At 45.3% G+C, this 18,164-nt stretch carries 13 protein-coding genes; 6 read left to right on the forward strand and 7 right to left on the reverse strand.

Annotation, left to right across the window (positions count from 1 at the left end; all coding sequences use genetic code 11):
• Window positions 1–215: 215 nt before the first annotated feature.
• Window positions 216–863, forward strand: a complete 648-nt coding sequence (locus tag OSCI_RS11290) for a Uma2 family endonuclease (protein ID WP_007355077.1) — start codon at window positions 216–218, stop codon at window positions 861–863.
• A gap of 68 nt (window positions 864–931) precedes the next feature.
• Here the strand turns inward: OSCI_RS11290 and OSCI_RS11295 are convergent, their stop codons facing one another.
• The gene (locus OSCI_RS11295) at window positions 932–1,318 is read right to left on the reverse strand and encodes a hypothetical protein (RefSeq protein WP_007355078.1); all 387 of its coding nucleotides are present in this window, start codon (window positions 1,316–1,318) and stop codon (window positions 932–934) included.
• Between the two features lie 278 nt (window positions 1,319–1,596).
• Here OSCI_RS11295 and OSCI_RS11300 point away from each other — a divergent pair, with 278 nt between their 5' ends.
• Window positions 1,597–6,039, forward strand: a complete 4,443-nt coding sequence (locus OSCI_RS11300; RefSeq protein WP_007355079.1) for a hypothetical protein — start codon at window positions 1,597–1,599, stop codon at window positions 6,037–6,039.
• Between the two features lie 73 nt (window positions 6,040–6,112).
• Here OSCI_RS11300 and OSCI_RS11305 read toward each other — a convergent pair whose 3' ends face one another.
• The 4 genes from OSCI_RS11305 to OSCI_RS11320 all read right to left on the reverse strand — a co-directional run bounded on the left by OSCI_RS11305 (window position 6,113) and on the right by OSCI_RS11320 (window position 10,347).
• A complete protein-coding gene (locus OSCI_RS11305) occupies window positions 6,113–6,862 on the reverse strand; it encodes a hypothetical protein (protein ID WP_007355080.1) in 750 nt (249 codons plus the stop codon).
• 381 nt (window positions 6,863–7,243) lie between these two features.
• Entirely contained in the window at window positions 7,244–8,242 is a 999-nt protein-coding gene (locus OSCI_RS11310; RefSeq protein WP_007355081.1) for a S66 peptidase family protein, read from the reverse strand.
• A gap of 92 nt (window positions 8,243–8,334) precedes the next feature.
• A complete protein-coding gene (map, locus tag OSCI_RS11315) occupies window positions 8,335–9,096 on the reverse strand; it encodes a type I methionyl aminopeptidase (protein ID WP_007355082.1) in 762 nt (253 codons plus the stop codon).
• 174 nt (window positions 9,097–9,270) lie between these two features.
• Window positions 9,271–10,347: a glycosyltransferase family 4 protein gene (locus tag OSCI_RS11320; RefSeq protein WP_039962154.1), complete on the reverse strand. Its 1,077-nt coding sequence runs from the start codon at window positions 10,345–10,347 to the stop codon at window positions 9,271–9,273.
• 609 nt (window positions 10,348–10,956) lie between these two features.
• Between OSCI_RS11320 and OSCI_RS11325 the strand changes: the two genes are divergently transcribed.
• Genes OSCI_RS11325 through OSCI_RS11340 form a run of 4 tightly spaced genes read left to right on the forward strand, consistent with a single transcriptional unit; the run spans window position 10,957 to window position 15,737 of the window.
• Window positions 10,957–11,580, forward strand: coding sequence for a hypothetical protein (locus OSCI_RS11325; protein ID WP_007355084.1), 624 nt, complete (start codon window positions 10,957–10,959; stop codon window positions 11,578–11,580).
• Window positions 11,581–13,362 (forward strand): asparagine synthetase B family protein, encoded by a 1,782-nt coding sequence (locus OSCI_RS11330; RefSeq protein WP_007355085.1) that lies wholly within the window; start codon window positions 11,581–11,583, stop codon window positions 13,360–13,362.
• The gene (locus tag OSCI_RS11335; protein WP_007355086.1) at window positions 13,359–14,597 is read left to right on the forward strand and encodes a diaminopimelate decarboxylase family protein; all 1,239 of its coding nucleotides are present in this window, start codon (window positions 13,359–13,361) and stop codon (window positions 14,595–14,597) included. Before OSCI_RS11330 ends, OSCI_RS11335 begins: the two co-directional genes overlap by 4 nt.
• A gap of 24 nt (window positions 14,598–14,621) precedes the next feature.
• Entirely contained in the window at window positions 14,622–15,737 is a 1,116-nt protein-coding gene (locus OSCI_RS11340; RefSeq protein ID WP_234708742.1) for a hypothetical protein, read from the forward strand.
• A gap of 92 nt (window positions 15,738–15,829) precedes the next feature.
• Here the strand turns inward: OSCI_RS11340 and OSCI_RS11345 are convergent, their stop codons facing one another.
• Both OSCI_RS11345 and OSCI_RS11350 read right to left on the reverse strand, forming a co-directional pair.
• A complete protein-coding gene (locus OSCI_RS11345; RefSeq protein ID WP_039962159.1) occupies window positions 15,830–16,426 on the reverse strand; it encodes a Uma2 family endonuclease in 597 nt (198 codons plus the stop codon).
• Window positions 16,427–16,463: 37 nt separating this feature from the next.
• A complete protein-coding gene (locus tag OSCI_RS11350; RefSeq protein ID WP_007355089.1) occupies window positions 16,464–18,137 on the reverse strand; it encodes an asparagine synthetase B family protein in 1,674 nt (557 codons plus the stop codon).
• Between the last annotated feature and the right edge of the window lie 27 nt (window positions 18,138–18,164).

Genomic DNA, 18,164 nt, shown 5'->3' on the forward strand with positions numbered 1-18,164 from the left:
TCAGAGTAAATCTTCCTCAGATAACTGGGCTATTTTCATTAAAGCTCTCAAGGTTACAACTTTTAAATCTTGATTGCGGTGAACAGGAATTGACAAAATTTGTTCTGATTGAGTTATTTGTTAAGGATATTATAGCAACCATCAATCAATTCTTAAAATGTTAGCTATAACTTTGCTATAATTAGGAATATCCCATTTTTGCAGGGAATTAAAATATGGTATTACCCACAATTACTGAAGATACAATTTCCCTCGCAGCAGGGGACGAACTCATTCTGCGCTTTAGAACTTGGGAAGATTACGAGGCATTGCTAGCCCGTCGAGAGGATAAGGCTGGATTGAGAATTCGCTACAACAGTAAAACCCAAGAAATTAGAATTATATCTCCATTGCCCAAACATAGTAATCAAGCCGATTTATTAGCAGATTTGGTCAAAGCTTTAATGCGATATGAAGGCAAAGATTGGGACGCATTTACCCCAATTACGCTGAAGCGGGTTAATAAACAGGGAATTGAACCAGATTACTGTTTTTACATTGACAATCGCGATCGCATTTTAGGGAAAGAGCGCATTGATTTAGAAACAGATCCCCCCCCTGATTTGGTAATTGAGATTGACCTGACTTGCACGACTAAACCAGAAGATTATCAAGCGATCGCACCTTTGGAACTCTGGGTTTACCGTCAAAGTCAATTATCGATCTATCAATTCGAGTCACGGCAATATCGCGAGTCTGAGGAGAGTCGATGGTTTCCCGGTTACGATCTGAAAAGGTTAATTCCTCAATATTGCGATCGCGGCTGGCAAAGTGGTTCTAGTGTGGCGGTGCGAGAGTTTGAAGAGGTGTTGCGATCGCTTTGAATAGATGGGATGGGGAGAGAGCGATCGCATTTAACCAAAACAACCTTGCCCACCCATCATGTGGTATTCTAATCTCTAATCTTGCCGTACTTCCGTTTTAAATAATCCGGCATGATAGTCGGGCGATAGATATTCTGTTCCCATTCCCGATATTTCCCCAGCTCGTCAAAGTGATAAGTGTTAGGGTGGCAGTAGCGCCCATCTGGGAACTTGTAGGTACACTTTCCCTCTTTATGGGCCCAAGCCTTATTTTTGCGATATATTGACCAATGCCGCCCCACACTCCCGTCTAGCAAGTCGGTTTCACCTACTGGCATTTTTAGCACCGATTGCACGTAAACGAGCAGGTGACTTGATTCGGAAAGGACGCACCAATGTCCTTCTGGGATACCTGACAAACTATTTAATAGCTGCTCAATCCGCTTGATGTAGCCAGTAATTTCGCAAGTTTTCATTTTATTTCTCCTCTGTGGTTTTTTGAACAAAGGAGAAGTTCGTTGGCCAACTGTGCTTCTCACACTTCCATAATCGTGAGTTAGCAAGGGTTTCGCTCGATCGCATTTAGATCGAACCGAAAATGATCTAAAATTGATCTTGACATCCTATAAATCATGTGTATGGCTTCACTCAAAGCTTCTGAAGAAGGAAAAAAAAAATTGAGAGTGCGTTAGAAAAAAAAGAATGGACTAAATGTGAGAATAGTCAAGCTATTCAAGAAGCGAGTCGCTGGATCGTGTTGTCATATTTTCGTGAAAAAGAATGGACGGAAGAGACGCAATTAAAGCGCCGACAACTTGAAAGCTGTAACCTTTTTGATAAAAAATTTCTTGATAAAATATTTCTAGCTTATAGATCTACCACTTATAAAAAAATCGAATCTGAAATCGAAGAATTAAAAGTAAAGGGAATTTCCTATGGAACTTGGAATCATTTTTATAGAAAACTACCCATAAAGACAAGAGCATTTAAGGCTTACTGTGAGATATTAGGACTGAATTGGGAAGAGATTAAAGAAGATCCACCACAGTCTGAACAGACAAATCATATTAAGACTGAGATACGATCTTTTGGAGGTTCGGAAGTCAGCGATCGGACCTTGGCACTCGTTGAGGAATACACCAAGCTATTTGTTGGACGTTCCGAGATGCTAGAACTCCTGAATGAGTTCTTAAGTCAATCTGACAACAGATGGAAAATTATTACCGCCAAGGCGGGTTTTGGTAAAACAGCACTGTTAGCAAACTGGGTAAAATCACGCCAGGGAAACGATTGTTTTATCGCTTATCACTTTTTCAGTCAACGTGATGAAATTACCCGTTCAGTCGTTAATGCCTATCGCAATCTGCTGCAACAACTTTATAATTACTGCAAATTGAGTAAACCGTTGCCCCACGATAAAAATGAGTTGCGGGATGCTCTTCGTGACATTGTTAAAGACTGGAAAGGAAACTCTTTAGTTGTTGTCCTAGATGGTTTAGATGAAGCCGATGGTTTCTTCCTACCACCCTTTCCTACTCCTTTGCCTCAGAATGTATTTGTTATTGCTTCAGCGAGAGCCTCTAAAGGGGAGCAGCCAGAAGGCTTGTCTGGTTGGACAAATGATGTTAAGCCGATACACCTCGATTCTTTACCCCGTTGTGCGATCGCAGACTGGTTACGAAAAACTGGTAAGGGTGAGTTAGTAACTCTGGCACAGGACGAAACTTTTGTGGCGCAGGTGTGTGATCGCACTGACGGAATACCACTTTTTCTTAAATACTTGATCGATGAGTTGTTAGAAGTAGCACAACAGGGTGAGGAAAGTGCAATCCGCAAAACACTTGCAGCAACACCCAAAGGCTTTCCTGAGTACATTCGTCAGCAGTACCAAGCTTTAGATCGATCCGAAGATTGGCGTTCTCACCGACATAGGCGAAAGATATTCTATTTTCTGACTATTGCCAAAGGAGAGCTATCTTCCTACGATTTAGTAGAACTCATGGGAGAAAGTCCAGTCGGACTGCCGTGGCAGGTAAGTCGATGGTTCAAAATTCGTCAGTTAGAGGACTGTCTCGTATTCTCTTTCGCTCATTCGACATTAGCCGAACAATTTGCCGTCCTGCCTGAAATCCAAGCGGATACCAAAAAATCTCATCAGGAACTGATTAAATATTGCGCTCAGTGGGAGAAATACCAGAGTCCTTATGCGTTCCGGCATTATGCGGAACACTTGTGGGATGTGAAGGACTGGGAGGAGTTGTATGCGATCGCACGTAACGAAGACTTTTACTCGCACTCTATTAAACAGTTTCCCAATGAGCCTGACTTGCATTTAAAGACGGTGCAGACTGCCTTGTTAGCGGCAGCGGAGGAAGACAAAGCAGGAGAAATGGCAGAGTTTATGCTGTTACACGCACGGCGGCTGGTACAGACAACAGCCCAAGATTCACCCCTAGATGCTTTGCGGAAAGGCAATTTAGGAGGAGCTTGGAGACTGACAGATTTATATGAAATCGAGCGGCGTATATTGTGGTATTTATTGCTGGCGTGGGAATTGAAAGATACAGGCAGATTTGAGGAAGCACGGGAAACACTGAAGCGATTGCAGGAGCAGGAATTGCCTCGTTTATCAACTTATCCAGATATAGCGTGGCAAAGCAAGTATTTTATTTACCTACTTGCTCATGTTTTTGAAGTGAGTGAGGATATCTGTACTTCTTTAGAGCAAAAGCTTTTTGATAATTACTATCGCTATATTTTGTGTGCTAATCTCAGCGATCGTGGTAACTTTGCTGCTGCCCTAAAAACTGTCGAGAGTATTAGACCGGAGTCAATGCAAGTAGACTATCTACTAAATATAGCAAAAGCGCAGGTGCAGAAAGGAGATATAGAATATTCTGCTACCTTTACCAACGCTCGTGAGATTGTAAAAACACTTGTTTCAACCTTAGACTGGGAAAGATTGATAGGGAAAATAGCAACAGCCCAAATAGAAGTTGGCAACGGAGAATCAGCACAAGCCATTTTGACTGAAGCTATTGAAACAGCAGATAATAACATATACAACCCTTTAGATCGAGCACGTGCGTTTGTTTATCTAGCAAATCTTCAGGCAGAGGTAGGAATATTTGAAGAAGCGCTCGCGACGCTAAAAAAAATTGACTGTCAACCACAAGAAATTGAAAATATTTTTATACGTATAGAGATATTATTTATAAATATAGATATAGCTAAAGTCTTGTTCAAAATCGGAAATAAAAGCAAAGAAATCAAAGATATTTTTGCAAGAATTATAGAAATAGTAAATGGTATTGCAGACCAAGAGAATCGAACTCATACTCTAGTAAATATTGCTATATCGCAAGCTGAAGTAAGAGAATTTGACGATGCTCGTGAAACGGCTAAAAAAATCGACTTTTTAGACAGACAAGCATACGCCTTAAAGACAATAGCGATAGAGCAAGCCAAAGTGAGGGAATTTACTACCATTGCACTAGAAACTGTTGAAGAAATTGAGATTAAAGATTATCAATTACAGGCTTTATCTGCAATTGCTATATCGCAAGCTGAGGGAAGAAATTTTACTGGTGCGTTTGAAACGGCAAGCCGGATTGATTGGCTAAGGTATAGAGCAAAGGCTTTTTGTGGAATTGCAATAGCTAAAGCTCAGGCAAGCCCATTTACTGATGATGCACTTAAAATTGCTGAACAGATTGAGAGTAACGCAGAACAAATGGAGGCTTTGGTAGGAATAGTAAGGGTACAAGCGCAAGTGAAAAATTTTCCCGCCCTGTTGAAAATCAAGGACAAGGTTTGCGGTAAAGAGCGGAAGCATGAAGTTTTATCAACAATAGCAGAGGCATACGCAAAAGTAGAAGTTTTATCAACAATAGCAGAGACATACGCAAAAGCAGAAGAGTTTACTACTGCCTTCGAGATAGCTACAGAAATAGATATTCCATTAATGCAAGCGAAAACTTTAGGAGTAATAGCAGAGGTACAGGCACAAGCTGGACAAACTGAAGCAGCACGAGCTACTTTTTCTAATGTCTTTAAAATTGAAAAACCCCTTGAAGCTTCAATCTCCTTTATCAGGTTATTAGCCCTAGCGAGGATAGCAGAAGTACAGGTAAAAAATGCTCAGAAAGAAGTAGGAGTGACTACCGCTAGTATTGCCTACGAAATCGCACAAAGTATGGATAATCCGGTGGCAACAGCAAATGTACTAGCAGGAATATTAGTACAAATACTCGTAGAAGCAGAAAAAATACAAGAGGCAAAAGATATTTGCGATCGCGCTTGTGAAATTGCACAACAGATTAGTGACAACCAAGAACACCAACGCTCAAAAAGTTTCGGATTAATAGCAGAAGCACAGGCAAGGTTAGGAGAGTTTGACGTTGCTCTCAAAACATTGGAAGCAATCCGAATGCCATACTTTCGCGTTAATGCGCTCATAAGTATAGCACAGTTACAGATAGAGGCAGAGCCAGAGCAAATAGAGAAATACAAGATAGTCCTGAATAAGGCTGATGAATATGATAAAAATGCCGATCCTAAGCTGCTACTTTTTGCAGACAAGGTTCAGCTTTTGACTATTATAGCAGTGGCACGATCGGCTGTAGGAGAAACCGAAGCAGCCTTAGCAAATTTTGCCGCTCTTCTTGAAGCTGCACAAATAAAAAATACACGGGATCGTGATAAAGATTTCTCTATAATAGCTAGAGGATATGCAGAAGTAGGGGAATTTTCCACTGCTATTAAAATTAGCAACGATATAGAAGATGGATACCAGAAAATAAGCACGTTTTTGGCAATTGCCTGCGAGCAGTTCAAAAAAGGACAACAAGTTACAACTCTTGATATCGCCCTTGCAGCTAAAGAAAAAATTGAGGATGAACAAAAACGCTTGGAAGCGCTCAAGAGAATTGCTCAAATACAAGCAATAGCAGGAAAAGGTGAGGAGGCTCTAAGAACATTAGAGGCAATGCTTAGCGACCTTAACACGCACTTACGTGACATTGCCTTATTGTTCGCTCAAACAGGCGATCGAGTAAATTTTAAACGCTTGTTAATTCCCTGTGCATACTATTTAGATACTGCCTATCAAATGTGTGAATATTTAGCGCGGCTGTATCCAGAGCAAGCATCAGCAGTGGCAACACTTTTAAGTGATTTGAATGAAACGGAGCAGTAGTTTGCGATCGCACCTCATCACCCTCATAAAAAAACGCGAAGGCTAGTATATGCACCTAGCCATCATTATCTATTTACCTGCTAATACAGACCCCGCCTACAGACACCCGGCATCGATCTCTAGGGTCTTCCGCCGTAACAGAGTCTAAATCTTTAGTGCGAGCATTGTAATTATAATCCCCGGCAGGGATAGCACGAGTCGGTTGAGCGCAATGGGTAGACTCGTCACCATCTTCACTAAACGTTACCCTGACCATAGTACGCCTCAAACGGCAGTCCAAGGGTCGCAGTCCAAACTCATCTTCTAGAAACTGTTCCCTGTCATCGCTACTGTCATCTCTCCGATTGTTCCGGCTATTTCTAGTATCGCGATCGCGATCGCCATCAATACCCGAAACTTCTAAGGTATATCTACTATTACGGGAAGCATCTTTAGCCAAAACCAGGAGTTTGTACTCGCCAGATCTGGGTATGCGATAGGTAAAAGAATTCTCTTGGGAATAAGCCAATTGTTTGTTACTATCGGCATGGAACAAAACTAATACTGGAGAAAAGCCGCCTCTATCCATATCTAAATTGACTTCAATTTCCTCTCCAGCCTCAGCGCTAAAAGTGTACTCTTGACCGCGCAATTGCTCCACAGGCGTGCCTGGACTCCACATATTCCGAAAGCGGTAGGTAGGAGAGTTACTGCGAATTACGCCCTCAATAGGATCGTTATTCCGCACCTCTTCGGCCCCAGCGCTTGAGGAAATGCCTGTTAGCGCCATGCCTGCAATTAATACGCTTGCAGCAATACTACTGAAAAATTTACGTCCTTTCATAGAGCCTCCAAACAGCGAAAATCTCTGCCTTTGATTCGCCTGCATCTAAATTTATAACCTAGTCTCAATCTAATTTACTTAATACAGTGTTTACCTCCCTCAACCGGGCTATTTACGGAGTCAAAATTAGAGAAATAAAGTTATAATTTCTAGCCATAAATTGGTAGCTGGGCGCTGGCATAATACCAAAACCGGGTTAGTCATCCCCTTTATTAGTAATTCTGTCGTCATTGCGAGCGGAGCGAAGCAATCGCAGAGACTAGGCGATTGCTTCGCTCCGCTCGCAATGACAATAAAAGGGGTAGTAAACCCGGATTTGGCATAATTTATATCCGCAGCGATCGATATTCTTCAGTGACAGCGCCCACCCTACGTTTAATCCTAGCCGCAACTTAGAATTCCAGAGTCACCGTCAAGCTCAGCGGGTATTCCCACAGGTAGAGCAGCATTGGGGCCATCGTGACCGAAGGGTAGGTCAGAGACAATGGGGATATTTAAATCCGCTAGGCGATCGCGCAATACTTCTTCAACGGTAAAACTAAGAATATCAGGAGTCGCCTCGCAGCGGCTAAATCGCCCTAAAGCAATACCTCGAACCCCTGAAAAAGCCCCCATCATCCGCCACTGAGTCAACATTCGATCGATCCGGTAAGGAGCCTCAGTAACATCTTCAAAAGCGAGAATCGCATTAGTTAAATTTGGTTGATAGGGAGTTCCTAACAGGTGAGTAGCAACAGTAAGATTTGCCGGCAATAAAACGCCCGTTGCTCGTCCACCTCCCCAACCTTTACCCTGTAAAGGTTTTAAAGCTCGGCCTTCCACTAAGTCAAATAATCGCTCAACAGACCAGTCTGGCTCAGAGGCTAAAGTTGTCAGCAGGGGGCCATGAACGCCCCAAATACCAAGATGAGCCTGACTCCAAAGTAAAGCCGTAATGTCAGAAAAGCCAATCAACCATTTGGTAATTGGTAATTGGTAATTGGTAATTGGTAATTGGTAATTGGTAATTGGTAATGCTTCCCTGCTCCTCTGCTCCTCTGCTCCCCCGCTCCCCTGCTCCCCCGCTCCTCTGCTCCCCCGCTCAAGAGTTCCCCTGCTCAAGAGCTCTAATAAGCGAGTGCTGCCATAACCACCTCTAGCACAGAGAATTGCACGACATTCTGCATCTTTGAGAGCATCAGTGAGTTGGTCTAGGCGGGTGTCATCGGTTCCGGCTAAATAACCCCAGCGGGAGTCAAAACCGGGGGTAAGTTCAACTCTATAGCCATGCGATCGCCAAATTTCAACACCTTTATCAAAAGCTTTAAATTCTCGCAAACAACCACTCGGAGCAATTACCCGCAGCAAATCCCCGCGTTGCAGCCACTTTCTTTCACTCATATAGCCGTTTTCAATTGAGTATGTACTATTTTTAATTAGTAATTAGGAATTTGTTAACAGTTAACAGTTAACAGTTAACAGTTAACAGTATCTCAAGGCAAAGTTAGAATTTCCACACCAGACTCAGTAACAGCTACAGTATGCTCAAATTGAGCAGTAAGCTTACCATCTTGGGTGACAGCAGTCCAACCGTCATCAAGGATCTCAACTTCCCAAGTACCCTCATTAATCATTGGCTCAATCGTAAACACCATCCCTTGTCTGAGACGTTTACCCGTCCCCCGCTTGCCGTAGTGTAAAATTTCCGGCACAGTGTGGAAAATACGGTGGATTCCATGTCCTGCGAAATTCTGCACTACAGAAAATCCTTCAGCTTCAGCATATTCTTGGATAGCTGCGCCGATGTCACCGATGCGAGCTCCTGGCTTCACTTCCGCAATTCCTCTTCTGAGACATTCCTCTGTTACTTCTACCAGTTTCTTTGTTTTTGGTGCAGGTTTTCCTACAAAAAAAGTTTTAGAAGTATCACCATGAAAACCTTCAACAATTGGCGTTACATCGATATTAATAATATCGCCTTCTTTCAGAATTTGTTTAGCATTGGGGATGCCATGACATACTACTTCATTGACGCTAGTGCAGATAGATTTAGGAAATCCTTTATAGCCTAAAGGTGCGCTTTTAGCACCATGAGCTAAAGTCCAGCGTTCCGCTTCGTCGTTAAGTTCGAGAGTGCTAACTCCTGGTTTTACCATTGGTTCGAGATGGTTAAGGAGTTCCGCCGCTAAACGTCCGGCGTTACGCATTTTTTCCAATTCTCTACTTGATAAAAGCACTAAAGTGTCATTGCTCATAGTTATTTTCTTCCTTAATTAACGCTTAGCAAACCTTCAATCTAATAGGACTTACACATGGTTGTACAGCAACCGTCTTGGCGGTAAAGTCACCGCTAAGATAAATAGTCGGACATAAAAAAACGTAGTTAGTCATTGTTTATTTTTGTCCACCTACTTAGCGGCGTGGCGGCGTTACGCGATCGGTGCATAAGTTTTATCTAAAATAGATTTGAACCAATCTTCAAGGCGCGAACCTAAAGCTTCTAGAGAGTATTCTATCTCTGCTTGTTGTCGGCAAGCATGACGGTCAATTTCATCTAGACGGGCGATCGCATCTACCAATCCTTCTACACTGTCGGGTTCTACTAAAAACCCTGTCTGTCCATCGCAAACAATCTCCGCTGGCCCACCTCGGCGGTAGGAAATCACGGGTACTCCACAAGCTAAAGCTTCGATCGCCACATTCCCGAAAGCTTCAACCCAACGCGGTGTCATCAATAACGCTTTACAGTTACCGAGTTCTGCTTGTAGTTTAGCTGTTGTCAGAAATCCTAAATATTTTACCGGAGCTTGGGGGTAATCTGCACAAATTTTCTGCCAGTAGTTTTCATCTTGAATTTTTCCCATAATTTTAAGGGGAATACCAGTAATTTGAGCGGCTGCAACTGCATCTTCTAAACCTTTTTCGGGAGAAATACGACCTAACCATGCTAATTGAAACTCTGGTTGAGGACAAAATTGGTATAAAGATAAGTCAAAGCCGCTGCTCAAAATTCTGCACTCCTTGGCAAAGGAAAAAGTTGCTGCTTGTGCTTCTGTGCAGACTCCTATTGTACCAGGAAATTGACTTGCTATTTGTTCTAGTATGCGATCTATTGTTTCTGAAAGGGAACCCATGCTGACCACATGAGCGATAGGAATGTTAAAAAATGGGGTTAAATAAAATGGTAGCCAATCGTAGGCAAAGTTAAGGATTAAATCATATTCATTTTGAACTTTTCTCGCGTATTCCCACATATTGGCAATGACTGAATCTCCCGGCATGACAATCGGTGTATTGCGATCTTGAGTTTGGGCAGGAGTTTGGAGTTCTCCGGCAATTTGGATGACGGGAATTGCTGTTAAAATGGAGCCACTGGGAGCTACAACGTCTATTTTTATGCCGCGACGTTTCAATTCAAAGGCCATATTAAATAAGGTTAATTCGACTCCGCCGCCTAGTCCAGAACCGAGCGATCCAACTGATGTTGACATTAATAATAATTTCATATAATTTGGTAATTGGTAATTGGTAATTGGTAATGGGTAATTGGGATACACAGATTTTACAGATGACTCTGATTTCACAAACTAAACGATCGTGACTCTAACTAATCCGTGTAATCCGTGTAATCGGTAAAATCCGCGATCATAATTGGTAATGCGTAATGGCTAATGGTTAGTGGCTAATGGTTAGTGGCTAATGAGACAGGACTGATATCATGTCCGGTTAAATACTTGTCATGTTAAATACTTGTCATGTTAAATACTTGTCATTGCGAGCGAAGCGAAGCAATCGCCTAGTCTCTGCGATTGCTTCGCTTCGCTCGCAATGACAGATCAGATCGTAAGTAATTTGCCGGACATGATATTACGCACCCAACCAAAGAAACCGGGTTTTTTACGAAAATACTTCGCCAGAACCCACAGGTGCTCTCAAAAACCCGGTTTCTGGAGCCATAAGTGTAAGTCCTGTGAAACTTAAAATTAAGCATTAGTGAAAAGCATGATAAAATCGAATAGAGTTAGCTTTAATCATAGATGATTCCGGTCATAGAAAAAGTGGCACATTAAGCGTAGAATATTATAGATTCGTTTACGCGATCGCGCTCGAAGTCTATGGTACCTCGACTCACCGAAACTCAATTGGCACAGGCGATCGCTGAGATCGAAAAGTTATCGCAGCGGCGCGAGTCAGAATTATCTCCAGAGCAAGTAAGAGAAATTTTACAAGAGTTGAATCTTCCTGACGAGCTTCTAGAAGATGCGATCGCGCAGTTGCAGCGTCGCAAAGTGCTAGAACAACGCCAGCGAAGGAACCGCTGGATCGCGATCGCCACGACAGCAGTAATAATCGCAGCGATCGCTCTAGGTGTTCTGTTTTGGCAAAATTGGCAGCAACAAATCGCTCAAGTTGTTGCAGGACAAGACCGGATTGCTCTATCTAAAACCAGTGGTGACAACCTCTCTCAAGTCAGCCGTCAAACAAATCCCCGCGTTTACTACCAAGTTACATTAAAAAATGCTCCGATCGATCGTCAGTTATCTCTGCAATGCGACTGGATCGATCCCAGCGGTCAAACTGTACATCAAGGGCGGTATCAAACTCGCGCGATCGCTACACCGATTTGGAATACCTACTGCTTTTATAATCTCGACTCTGCTTCCCCCCAAGGAAATTGGGAAGTGCGGATGTCGCTGGATGGGCGCATTCTCAGCACTCAGCCGTTTACGGTGCAGTAGATGGGCGATCTCGGTAAACCTTCACAGTTTGTAGGCTATTGGGGACGGGGCGATTCCCTGCGGGATAGCTTCGTTTCCCGTACTGAAATGCTGCGACGTTTAGTACCTGACTATGGCATCCGAGAGTGCCAACTATCTGAGACAGACACGCAATTAGAGTGGGCGATCGCATCTACTTCGGCGATCGATGCTAACCAAGTGACACTTAATGCTTGTGGGCGCAAGCAGCCAACCGATTTGCCGGGAGATGCTTGGGTGGCGGTGGAAGCGAGACAGCTAAGACTAGGGCGCGATCCGTTTGGGCGAGTACCCCTGTACTGGATGCAGTTAGGAGAAACAATTTGGTTTGCGACGCGCCTGCAACTGCTGTCACCGCTGATTCCCTCTCCTCAAGTTAGCGCGATCGCTCTACACAGCTATGCTTGTTTTTCCTACGTACCCACACCACTAACGCCGATCGAGTCAATTGCATCCGTAGCAGCGGGAACCGAGATGATTTGGCAAGTGGCAGATGGGAATGCGATGTCCTTGCCAAAGGTGCGATCGCTGCACTCCGCTTGGCAGGAAGCGCCCCAACTACTGCGGCGTGAAGACGAGGCGATCGCGCAGTTGCGAGTGCTTTTACAGCAGGCGATCGCGCGACAGGTGGCAGATTTGCCGATCGATGAACCCGTTGGCGTTTTGCTCTCAGGTGGCATAGATTCTTCACTGGTGACGGCGTTGCTGGTTGAGGCGGGTTTGCAGGTGCGGGCCTATAGCCTCGATTTTGGCGTAGAAGGCTATTCAGAATTGCCCTATGCTCAGCAGGTAGCGGACTTTTTACAGATTCCGCTGGTGCGAGTGGTAGCAACAGGCGATCGCCTGTTACAGGCGCTAGGAGCGACCGCTAAAGCCCTGGATTTGCCCTATGGAGATGGCACAACTGGCCCGCTATTCTTACTCAAACAAGCAGCGGCGCAAGACGTGCGGGTGATATTCAACGGCGAGAATGGCGATCAGCTATTTGCTGGATGGACGAACAAACCCTTGATTGCCAACGGAGTTTACGATCGGGAGCATCCTACCGCAGGGGAAACCTTTGAGCAGCAGTATTTGCGGACATTTCAGCGATTTTATGGATATGAATCGCATATATTTTCACCCGCACTCTTAGCCCAAATTCAAGATCGCGATTTGAGCGTTTATTTAAAAGATGCGATCGCAACGGCAGCCTGCCCTTCTTTGCTGGCAAGGCTTAGACGAGCTTCGCTGATGCTTAAAGGCGCACAAAATATTCAGCCCAGGGCAACAGCATTAGGGTTTGCACATGGGTTATGGGTGCGATCGCCATTTTGTGACCCCGACCTGACGGCCTGGACGTTTCAATTACCTGGAGAGCTTTTGCTGCAAGGCGCTTGCGAAAAATACATTCTCAAAAAAGCGGCCGATCGCTGGTTGCCCCCGGAAATTGTCTGGCGCGAAAAGCGCGGGATGGGCGTTCCGTTAAAGGTTTGGTACTATCGCGAGTTTTGGGGTGCGATCGGCCGGTGGCTGAATCCGAATGTGTTGCGGTCTGAAAATCGCTGGCAGCCTTATTTAGCCGACGCGATGCTATCTGGAGGACTTGGAATTGCTATGCGCGATCGCTATATTGGTAATAATCTTTGGCTGCTGCTGATGTGGCAGGCATGGCGAACCGAAGTTTTAGGAGAAATTCCGGTTAAGCGATCGCTGGATCATGTTTTTTGGCTACCACCTGCGATCGGGCAAAGGATTTGGAAGTATCGAAGGAGTCGGCAATGAGCGAATCTGTGGTTGAGGAGCAAGCTAAAATACATTCGCCACCATTCTCGCAAGCATTGGCGCAGGAATTGCTATCAGCTTACGGTTCTCCGTTGTATGTGTATCAGGGCGATCGCTTGCGTCAGACGCTCGATCGCATCGCGCGATCGATTGACTATCCGCAGGTTCAGTTTCATTTTGCTAGCGTCACCAACGGCAATATTGCTCTGTTACAACTGATTCAGCAGGCTGGCTGGGGGCTACACGCGAATACACCGGGCGATGTGTTTTTGGGACTGAAAGCTGGTTTTACGAGCGATCGCATCGTCTACACTGGCAGTAACCTCAGCCGGGTTGATATTCAGCAATTGCTCGACTGGAACATCAATCGATTCAACTTCGATAGCCTGTCGCAACTTCACGATTTTTGCGATTGTTCCCGCAGTCAAGCGCGATCGATTCATTCCGAAATCGGACTGCGCCTCAACTCACCGGAATTAACGGGAGACAGCCGTATTGGGGTACGTCCCGCAGAATTTGACAAGGCCAACGCGATCGCACAGCAGCATGGGTTTAAAATTACTGGACTGCACTTCTACCGGGGGACGGGGACTAACGCCACCAGTGCGTTTATAGACGCGATCGATCGCGTCGTAGCCATCGCCCAACAGCTTCCTGATTGGCGATCGCTCGATTTTGGTGGTGGATTTGGCTATCCCTATCGAGGCGGTGCGGCCTTTGACTGGAGGGAGTTTGGTACAGCCATTACTCAAAAGCTGACTGCGCGATCGCACCCGATCGAGTTAGTAATCGAACCCGGACGAGCCGCGATCGCAGGTTGCGGCGTAATGCTGGCGAAAGTTGTCTCGGTAAAGTGGCAATGCGATCGGCAAATTGTTGGCGTGGATACGACTGTGGCAAATTTATCTGTGCCTGCGGTACATGGCGGCTATCGAGCGATCGCAGTTTGGGAAAATGAATCTAGCTTGGGAGACAGTACGCGATCGCGATATCAAACGGATATTTGCGGTAACACGACTTACTCGCGAGATTATTTGGGACGAAATTGTTGGCTACCTTCACTTAAAATTGGAGATGCGATCGCGATTTTGGATAGCGGGGCTTACGGCTATGCGATGTCGTCGCATTTTCTGCATCGTCCTCGTCCTGCGGAGGTATTAATTGAAGGCAACCATCATCGATTAATTCGGCAGCGAGAAGACTATTCTATCTTGTTAAACGGGCAAATCTTCTAAATTAATCAGGAGACTGAAATGGGAATGAAATGCGTCCAGTGTGGAACCGACAACAATTTGCGCGATCGTACTAATAACTCAGGTCGCTGTAAGAATTGCAATCATCCATTTGTGTTTGAACCCACTACCGTCACCGATAAAAAATTAGCATTCACAGATCCATTTTTCAAGAAGGCGCTCGAAGATATTTCTAGCCAAAATATATTATTCTTCACGCCCAAACAGTTTTTGTATTTTATTGATAAACGCCTTAAAACTCGCGCCTCAACTCCCCGATGGTTGTGGATTTTTATCTACTTATTTTTGGGCTTGTTGGTATGGGGGAGTGGTAATATCATTAACGCTATTCTTACAATGAGTTTGTTAGGGCTATTTTCCTACGGAATCAGTATTTCACAAAAACGCAGTCAACACGGAATTCCTGAAGTATTTCTAGTCAATGCCGCACAAAGCGATCGGTGGCTGCGAAGCTGGCAAAAGGTGAACGGAAGATTAGAAAAACTGCTGCGTGCCCCTCGTCAAAATGCTTTGCCTGCTAGCATCGATCGCGAAGTCAGCGCCTACAGTTTCGATCGCGCTATTGTTTGTGACAGTGACGAAATCACTCAATTCCTAATTGCCAATAACGTCCATTTTGAAAATAACTGTGCGATTCTTAGCATCAGCGGCTATCCCCGAAGCATCTTCAAGACGGTGATAGAAATGCTACGTCGCAATGCCGATTTAAAAGTGTATGCGCTGCACGATGCTAGCCCTTCTGGAGTAAGTTTAGTACATCAATTGCGAACTAATCCAGACTGGTTTGCGAATCAATCAGTAACGATTTTTGATTTAGGTATTTCTCCCCGTCAAATCTTAGAAACCAGCAATCTATTTGTGCAAAAATCAGTGGCAATGGCAGAAACAGCCCGTCAATTACCTGACACCGTGAGGCAAAGCTTAACAGCTAAAGAACTAGCGTGGTTGGATGCAGGTAATTTTGTTGAATTGGAATCGTTTACGCCGCAGCGGTTGTTGCGCGTCGTCAACTATGGACTTGCTCAAAGTGGCGATCCGCAGAGCAATGACGGTTTAATATTAGTGGATAATTCTGTAGGGTATGGTGGCGGCTATGTTTTTATCTCCGATAGTTTTGGTTAGGGCGTGTTTTCAAACTTTGTAATCAGATTCATCTCCCCTAAAAAAGACTGAAATTGTCACAGGAATTACGCAACTGCCAGACTTAAATCAATTCATTCGCAAACAATCGAGATTCCCTGCTGGAAAACCTGCACCGCTTCAGCAAAATTAGTCTCGCCCATCAAAATGCAGCGTTTTAGCAGGTCAATATCCAGCATTTCCAATCCTGAAAGTTCGCTCCGAACCACTTCTTCATAACCATGCGATCGCAGATGATAAAGTCGCAACGTGCCATCCTCCCAAAACCACACTTCTGGCACGCCCAGAGCTAGATATTTTGCTAGCTTGCGCGATCCTCCACTGGTATAAACTATCTCAATAGACAAATCGGGAATCGATTTAACTTCCCCCAAACAAAACGATTTGTCTGCCTGAGTTGAAGCTTCTCCCGTCTTCTCCTGCGTCATCGAACCGGAAGGGTAAAATTTGACACCTCTCATCAGCAGAAAAGTTGTCACTAGGTAGCCAACAATTTCAGAAAAATTTTCGTGCTCGAATCCCGGCATAAGTATCTCGATCGCACCTGCAAAAAAAGATAATTTCACTTTGGGCGAATCTTCCACAGCCTTCTGGATTAACTTAAATTGCTCCCATGTGCCGTTAAGCACTACTCGCCGTTCAAGAGTTTCCCTTGAGAGAACTTGTGTCATTGGAACTGCACCATTATCTCCTGTTAACATCATAACCCTAACGACGATTCACTTGTAACCAGATTTCCAGCGTCACCAGCAACCACAGTTTCAACCCATAGCGGGGAAAAACTTCGCCGCGATAGTTTAGCCACTCCCGGATCAGCGCTTGATTGAGATAGGGCGCGATCGCAGCCCGTCGATTCAGCAGCAGCGATCGCGCCTGTCGCTGCCAATGCGTCAAAAACCACTGCTGCATTGACATTACCATGCCGCTTTTCGGACGATTGACGATCGCATCGGGTAGCAAATCGGCGACAGCAGCTTTGAGGACGGCTTTTTCTTGTGCGCCGGAAAGCTTGTATTCTGGGGGAATTTGTAAACTCAGCGCCACCATGCGCGGATCGAACAGGGGCGATCGCGCTTCCAATCCGGCAGCAGTGGTTAAATTATTCACTTTGGTTAAAATGTAGTCGGCTCCCTTAAACTCAATATTTAGCCGCATCAGTCGATTCAAAAAGGTGGTTTCTGTCCGTTGCAATTCCTCACCAAAGACGGAAGGCGCATCCTTTACCAGATTCCAGACTTCTGGCTTTAGCAAACGCGGCAAATCGACATAACATTTCTGAAAAGAAGTCAAGTAAGCTGCGATCGCATCGCCTTCACCATGAATCGAACCGTACAAACTATTTAGCAGCATCGGCTTATTTTTCGGCCCACCAAAGCAGGGATCGCCGCCTTCGCCATTAAGCACCACATCCACAAATTCCTTTGCCGATCGCGCTAGCAGCAAATTTGGCACAGTCAAGCCTTCCCCCACTGGATCGTCCATCGCCTCCAGCGTTTCCGGTAGCAACTGCCAAATGTGCTGCGGCGAAACTTCTAAAATATGGTGTTCAGTGCCACAATGTGCGGCTACGATGTTGGCAAATTCAATCTCACTCGGATACTCCGCGCCAAAGTGAATCGAAAAAGTATGAACCGGACGATCGTGCAGCCGCGCTGCGATCGCGGTCACGCAGCTTGAGTCAATACCGCCTGAAAGGTATGCTCCCACTGGTTTGTCAGCCGGAAGCGCCTGCTGTACCAGTTGTTCCAACAGCGATCGCACCTGCCCAGCGTGCCATTCCATCGGGCGATCGGCGTTAGTAATTTGCTCCTGCGGCTGCCAGTAGCGCTGTGGCTGGGCCACCGGTAAGCACAGGTAGCTACCGGGCCGTAACTCTCGCACTCCCTGCCAGAGCGTTTGCGTTCCGGGTACAAACGCACAGCACAAATAATCTCGCAAAGCGATCGGGTCGAGTTCTTGAGGATGATAGAGATTGAGCGATCGCAGTCGAGGCGCAACCCAGCTAGTCGTTCCCGTCGTCGTGTAGTAGAGCGTTTTGGCCCCGACGCGATCGCGCCCCAGACACAAGGTTTGTTGTTCTCGATCCCAGATAACAATGGCAAACTGCCCTTCAAGCAAGCTCAGTGTTTCAGTACCCCACTGTTCCCATAGCTGCCCGACGATCGCCAGATCGCTCAATCCATCTGCGTTAGTCAGTTGTTTGAGTAGAACTGAGCGATCGAAGCAGCAGTCACCCACCAGCACAAATCGCTGACTAGGACTGAAGGTTGGCTGGACTGCGATCGCCGCAAAACCGGAAGTTGCCCAGGTAGCAGGCTGCGATCGCGCTGCTGGCCCCCAAGCAATGACCCAATTTGGATTGATAAACTTTTGAGTTTGCATCTGTAGCTAGGGGCTAGGGGCTAGGGG

The organism is Kamptonema sp. PCC 6506 (genome assembly GCF_000180455.1).
GTDB lineage: Bacteria > Cyanobacteriota > Cyanobacteriia > Cyanobacteriales > Microcoleaceae > Kamptonema > Kamptonema formosum.

What these genes read in the sequence shown, in the direction of transcription:
- OSCI_RS11290 (WP_007355077.1), top strand. Translation starts at nt 216, where the DNA reads ATGGTATTACCCACAATTACTGAAGATACAATTTCCCTCGCAGCAGGG.
- OSCI_RS11295 (WP_007355078.1), bottom strand. Translation starts at nt 1,318, where the DNA reads ATGAAAACTTGCGAAATTACTGGCTACATCAAGCGGATTGAGCAGCTA.
- OSCI_RS11305 (WP_007355080.1), bottom strand. Translation starts at nt 6,862, where the DNA reads ATGAAAGGACGTAAATTTTTCAGTAGTATTGCTGCAAGCGTATTAATT.
- OSCI_RS11310 (WP_007355081.1), bottom strand. Translation starts at nt 8,242, where the DNA reads ATGAGTGAAAGAAAGTGGCTGCAACGCGGGGATTTGCTGCGGGTAATT.
- map (WP_007355082.1), bottom strand. Translation starts at nt 9,096, where the DNA reads ATGAGCAATGACACTTTAGTGCTTTTATCAAGTAGAGAATTGGAAAAA.
- OSCI_RS11320 (WP_039962154.1), bottom strand. Translation starts at nt 10,347, where the DNA reads ATGAAATTATTATTAATGTCAACATCAGTTGGATCGCTCGGTTCTGGA.
- OSCI_RS11325 (WP_007355084.1), top strand. Translation starts at nt 10,957, where the DNA reads ATGGTACCTCGACTCACCGAAACTCAATTGGCACAGGCGATCGCTGAG.
- OSCI_RS11330 (WP_007355085.1), top strand. Translation starts at nt 11,581, where the DNA reads ATGGGCGATCTCGGTAAACCTTCACAGTTTGTAGGCTATTGGGGACGG.
- OSCI_RS11335 (WP_007355086.1), top strand. Translation starts at nt 13,359, where the DNA reads ATGAGCGAATCTGTGGTTGAGGAGCAAGCTAAAATACATTCGCCACCA.
- OSCI_RS11340 (WP_234708742.1), top strand. Translation starts at nt 14,622, where the DNA reads ATGAAATGCGTCCAGTGTGGAACCGACAACAATTTGCGCGATCGTACT.
- OSCI_RS11345 (WP_039962159.1), bottom strand. Translation starts at nt 16,426, where the DNA reads ATGACACAAGTTCTCTCAAGGGAAACTCTTGAACGGCGAGTAGTGCTT.
- OSCI_RS11350 (WP_007355089.1), bottom strand. Translation starts at nt 18,137, where the DNA reads ATGCAAACTCAAAAGTTTATCAATCCAAATTGGGTCATTGCTTGGGGG.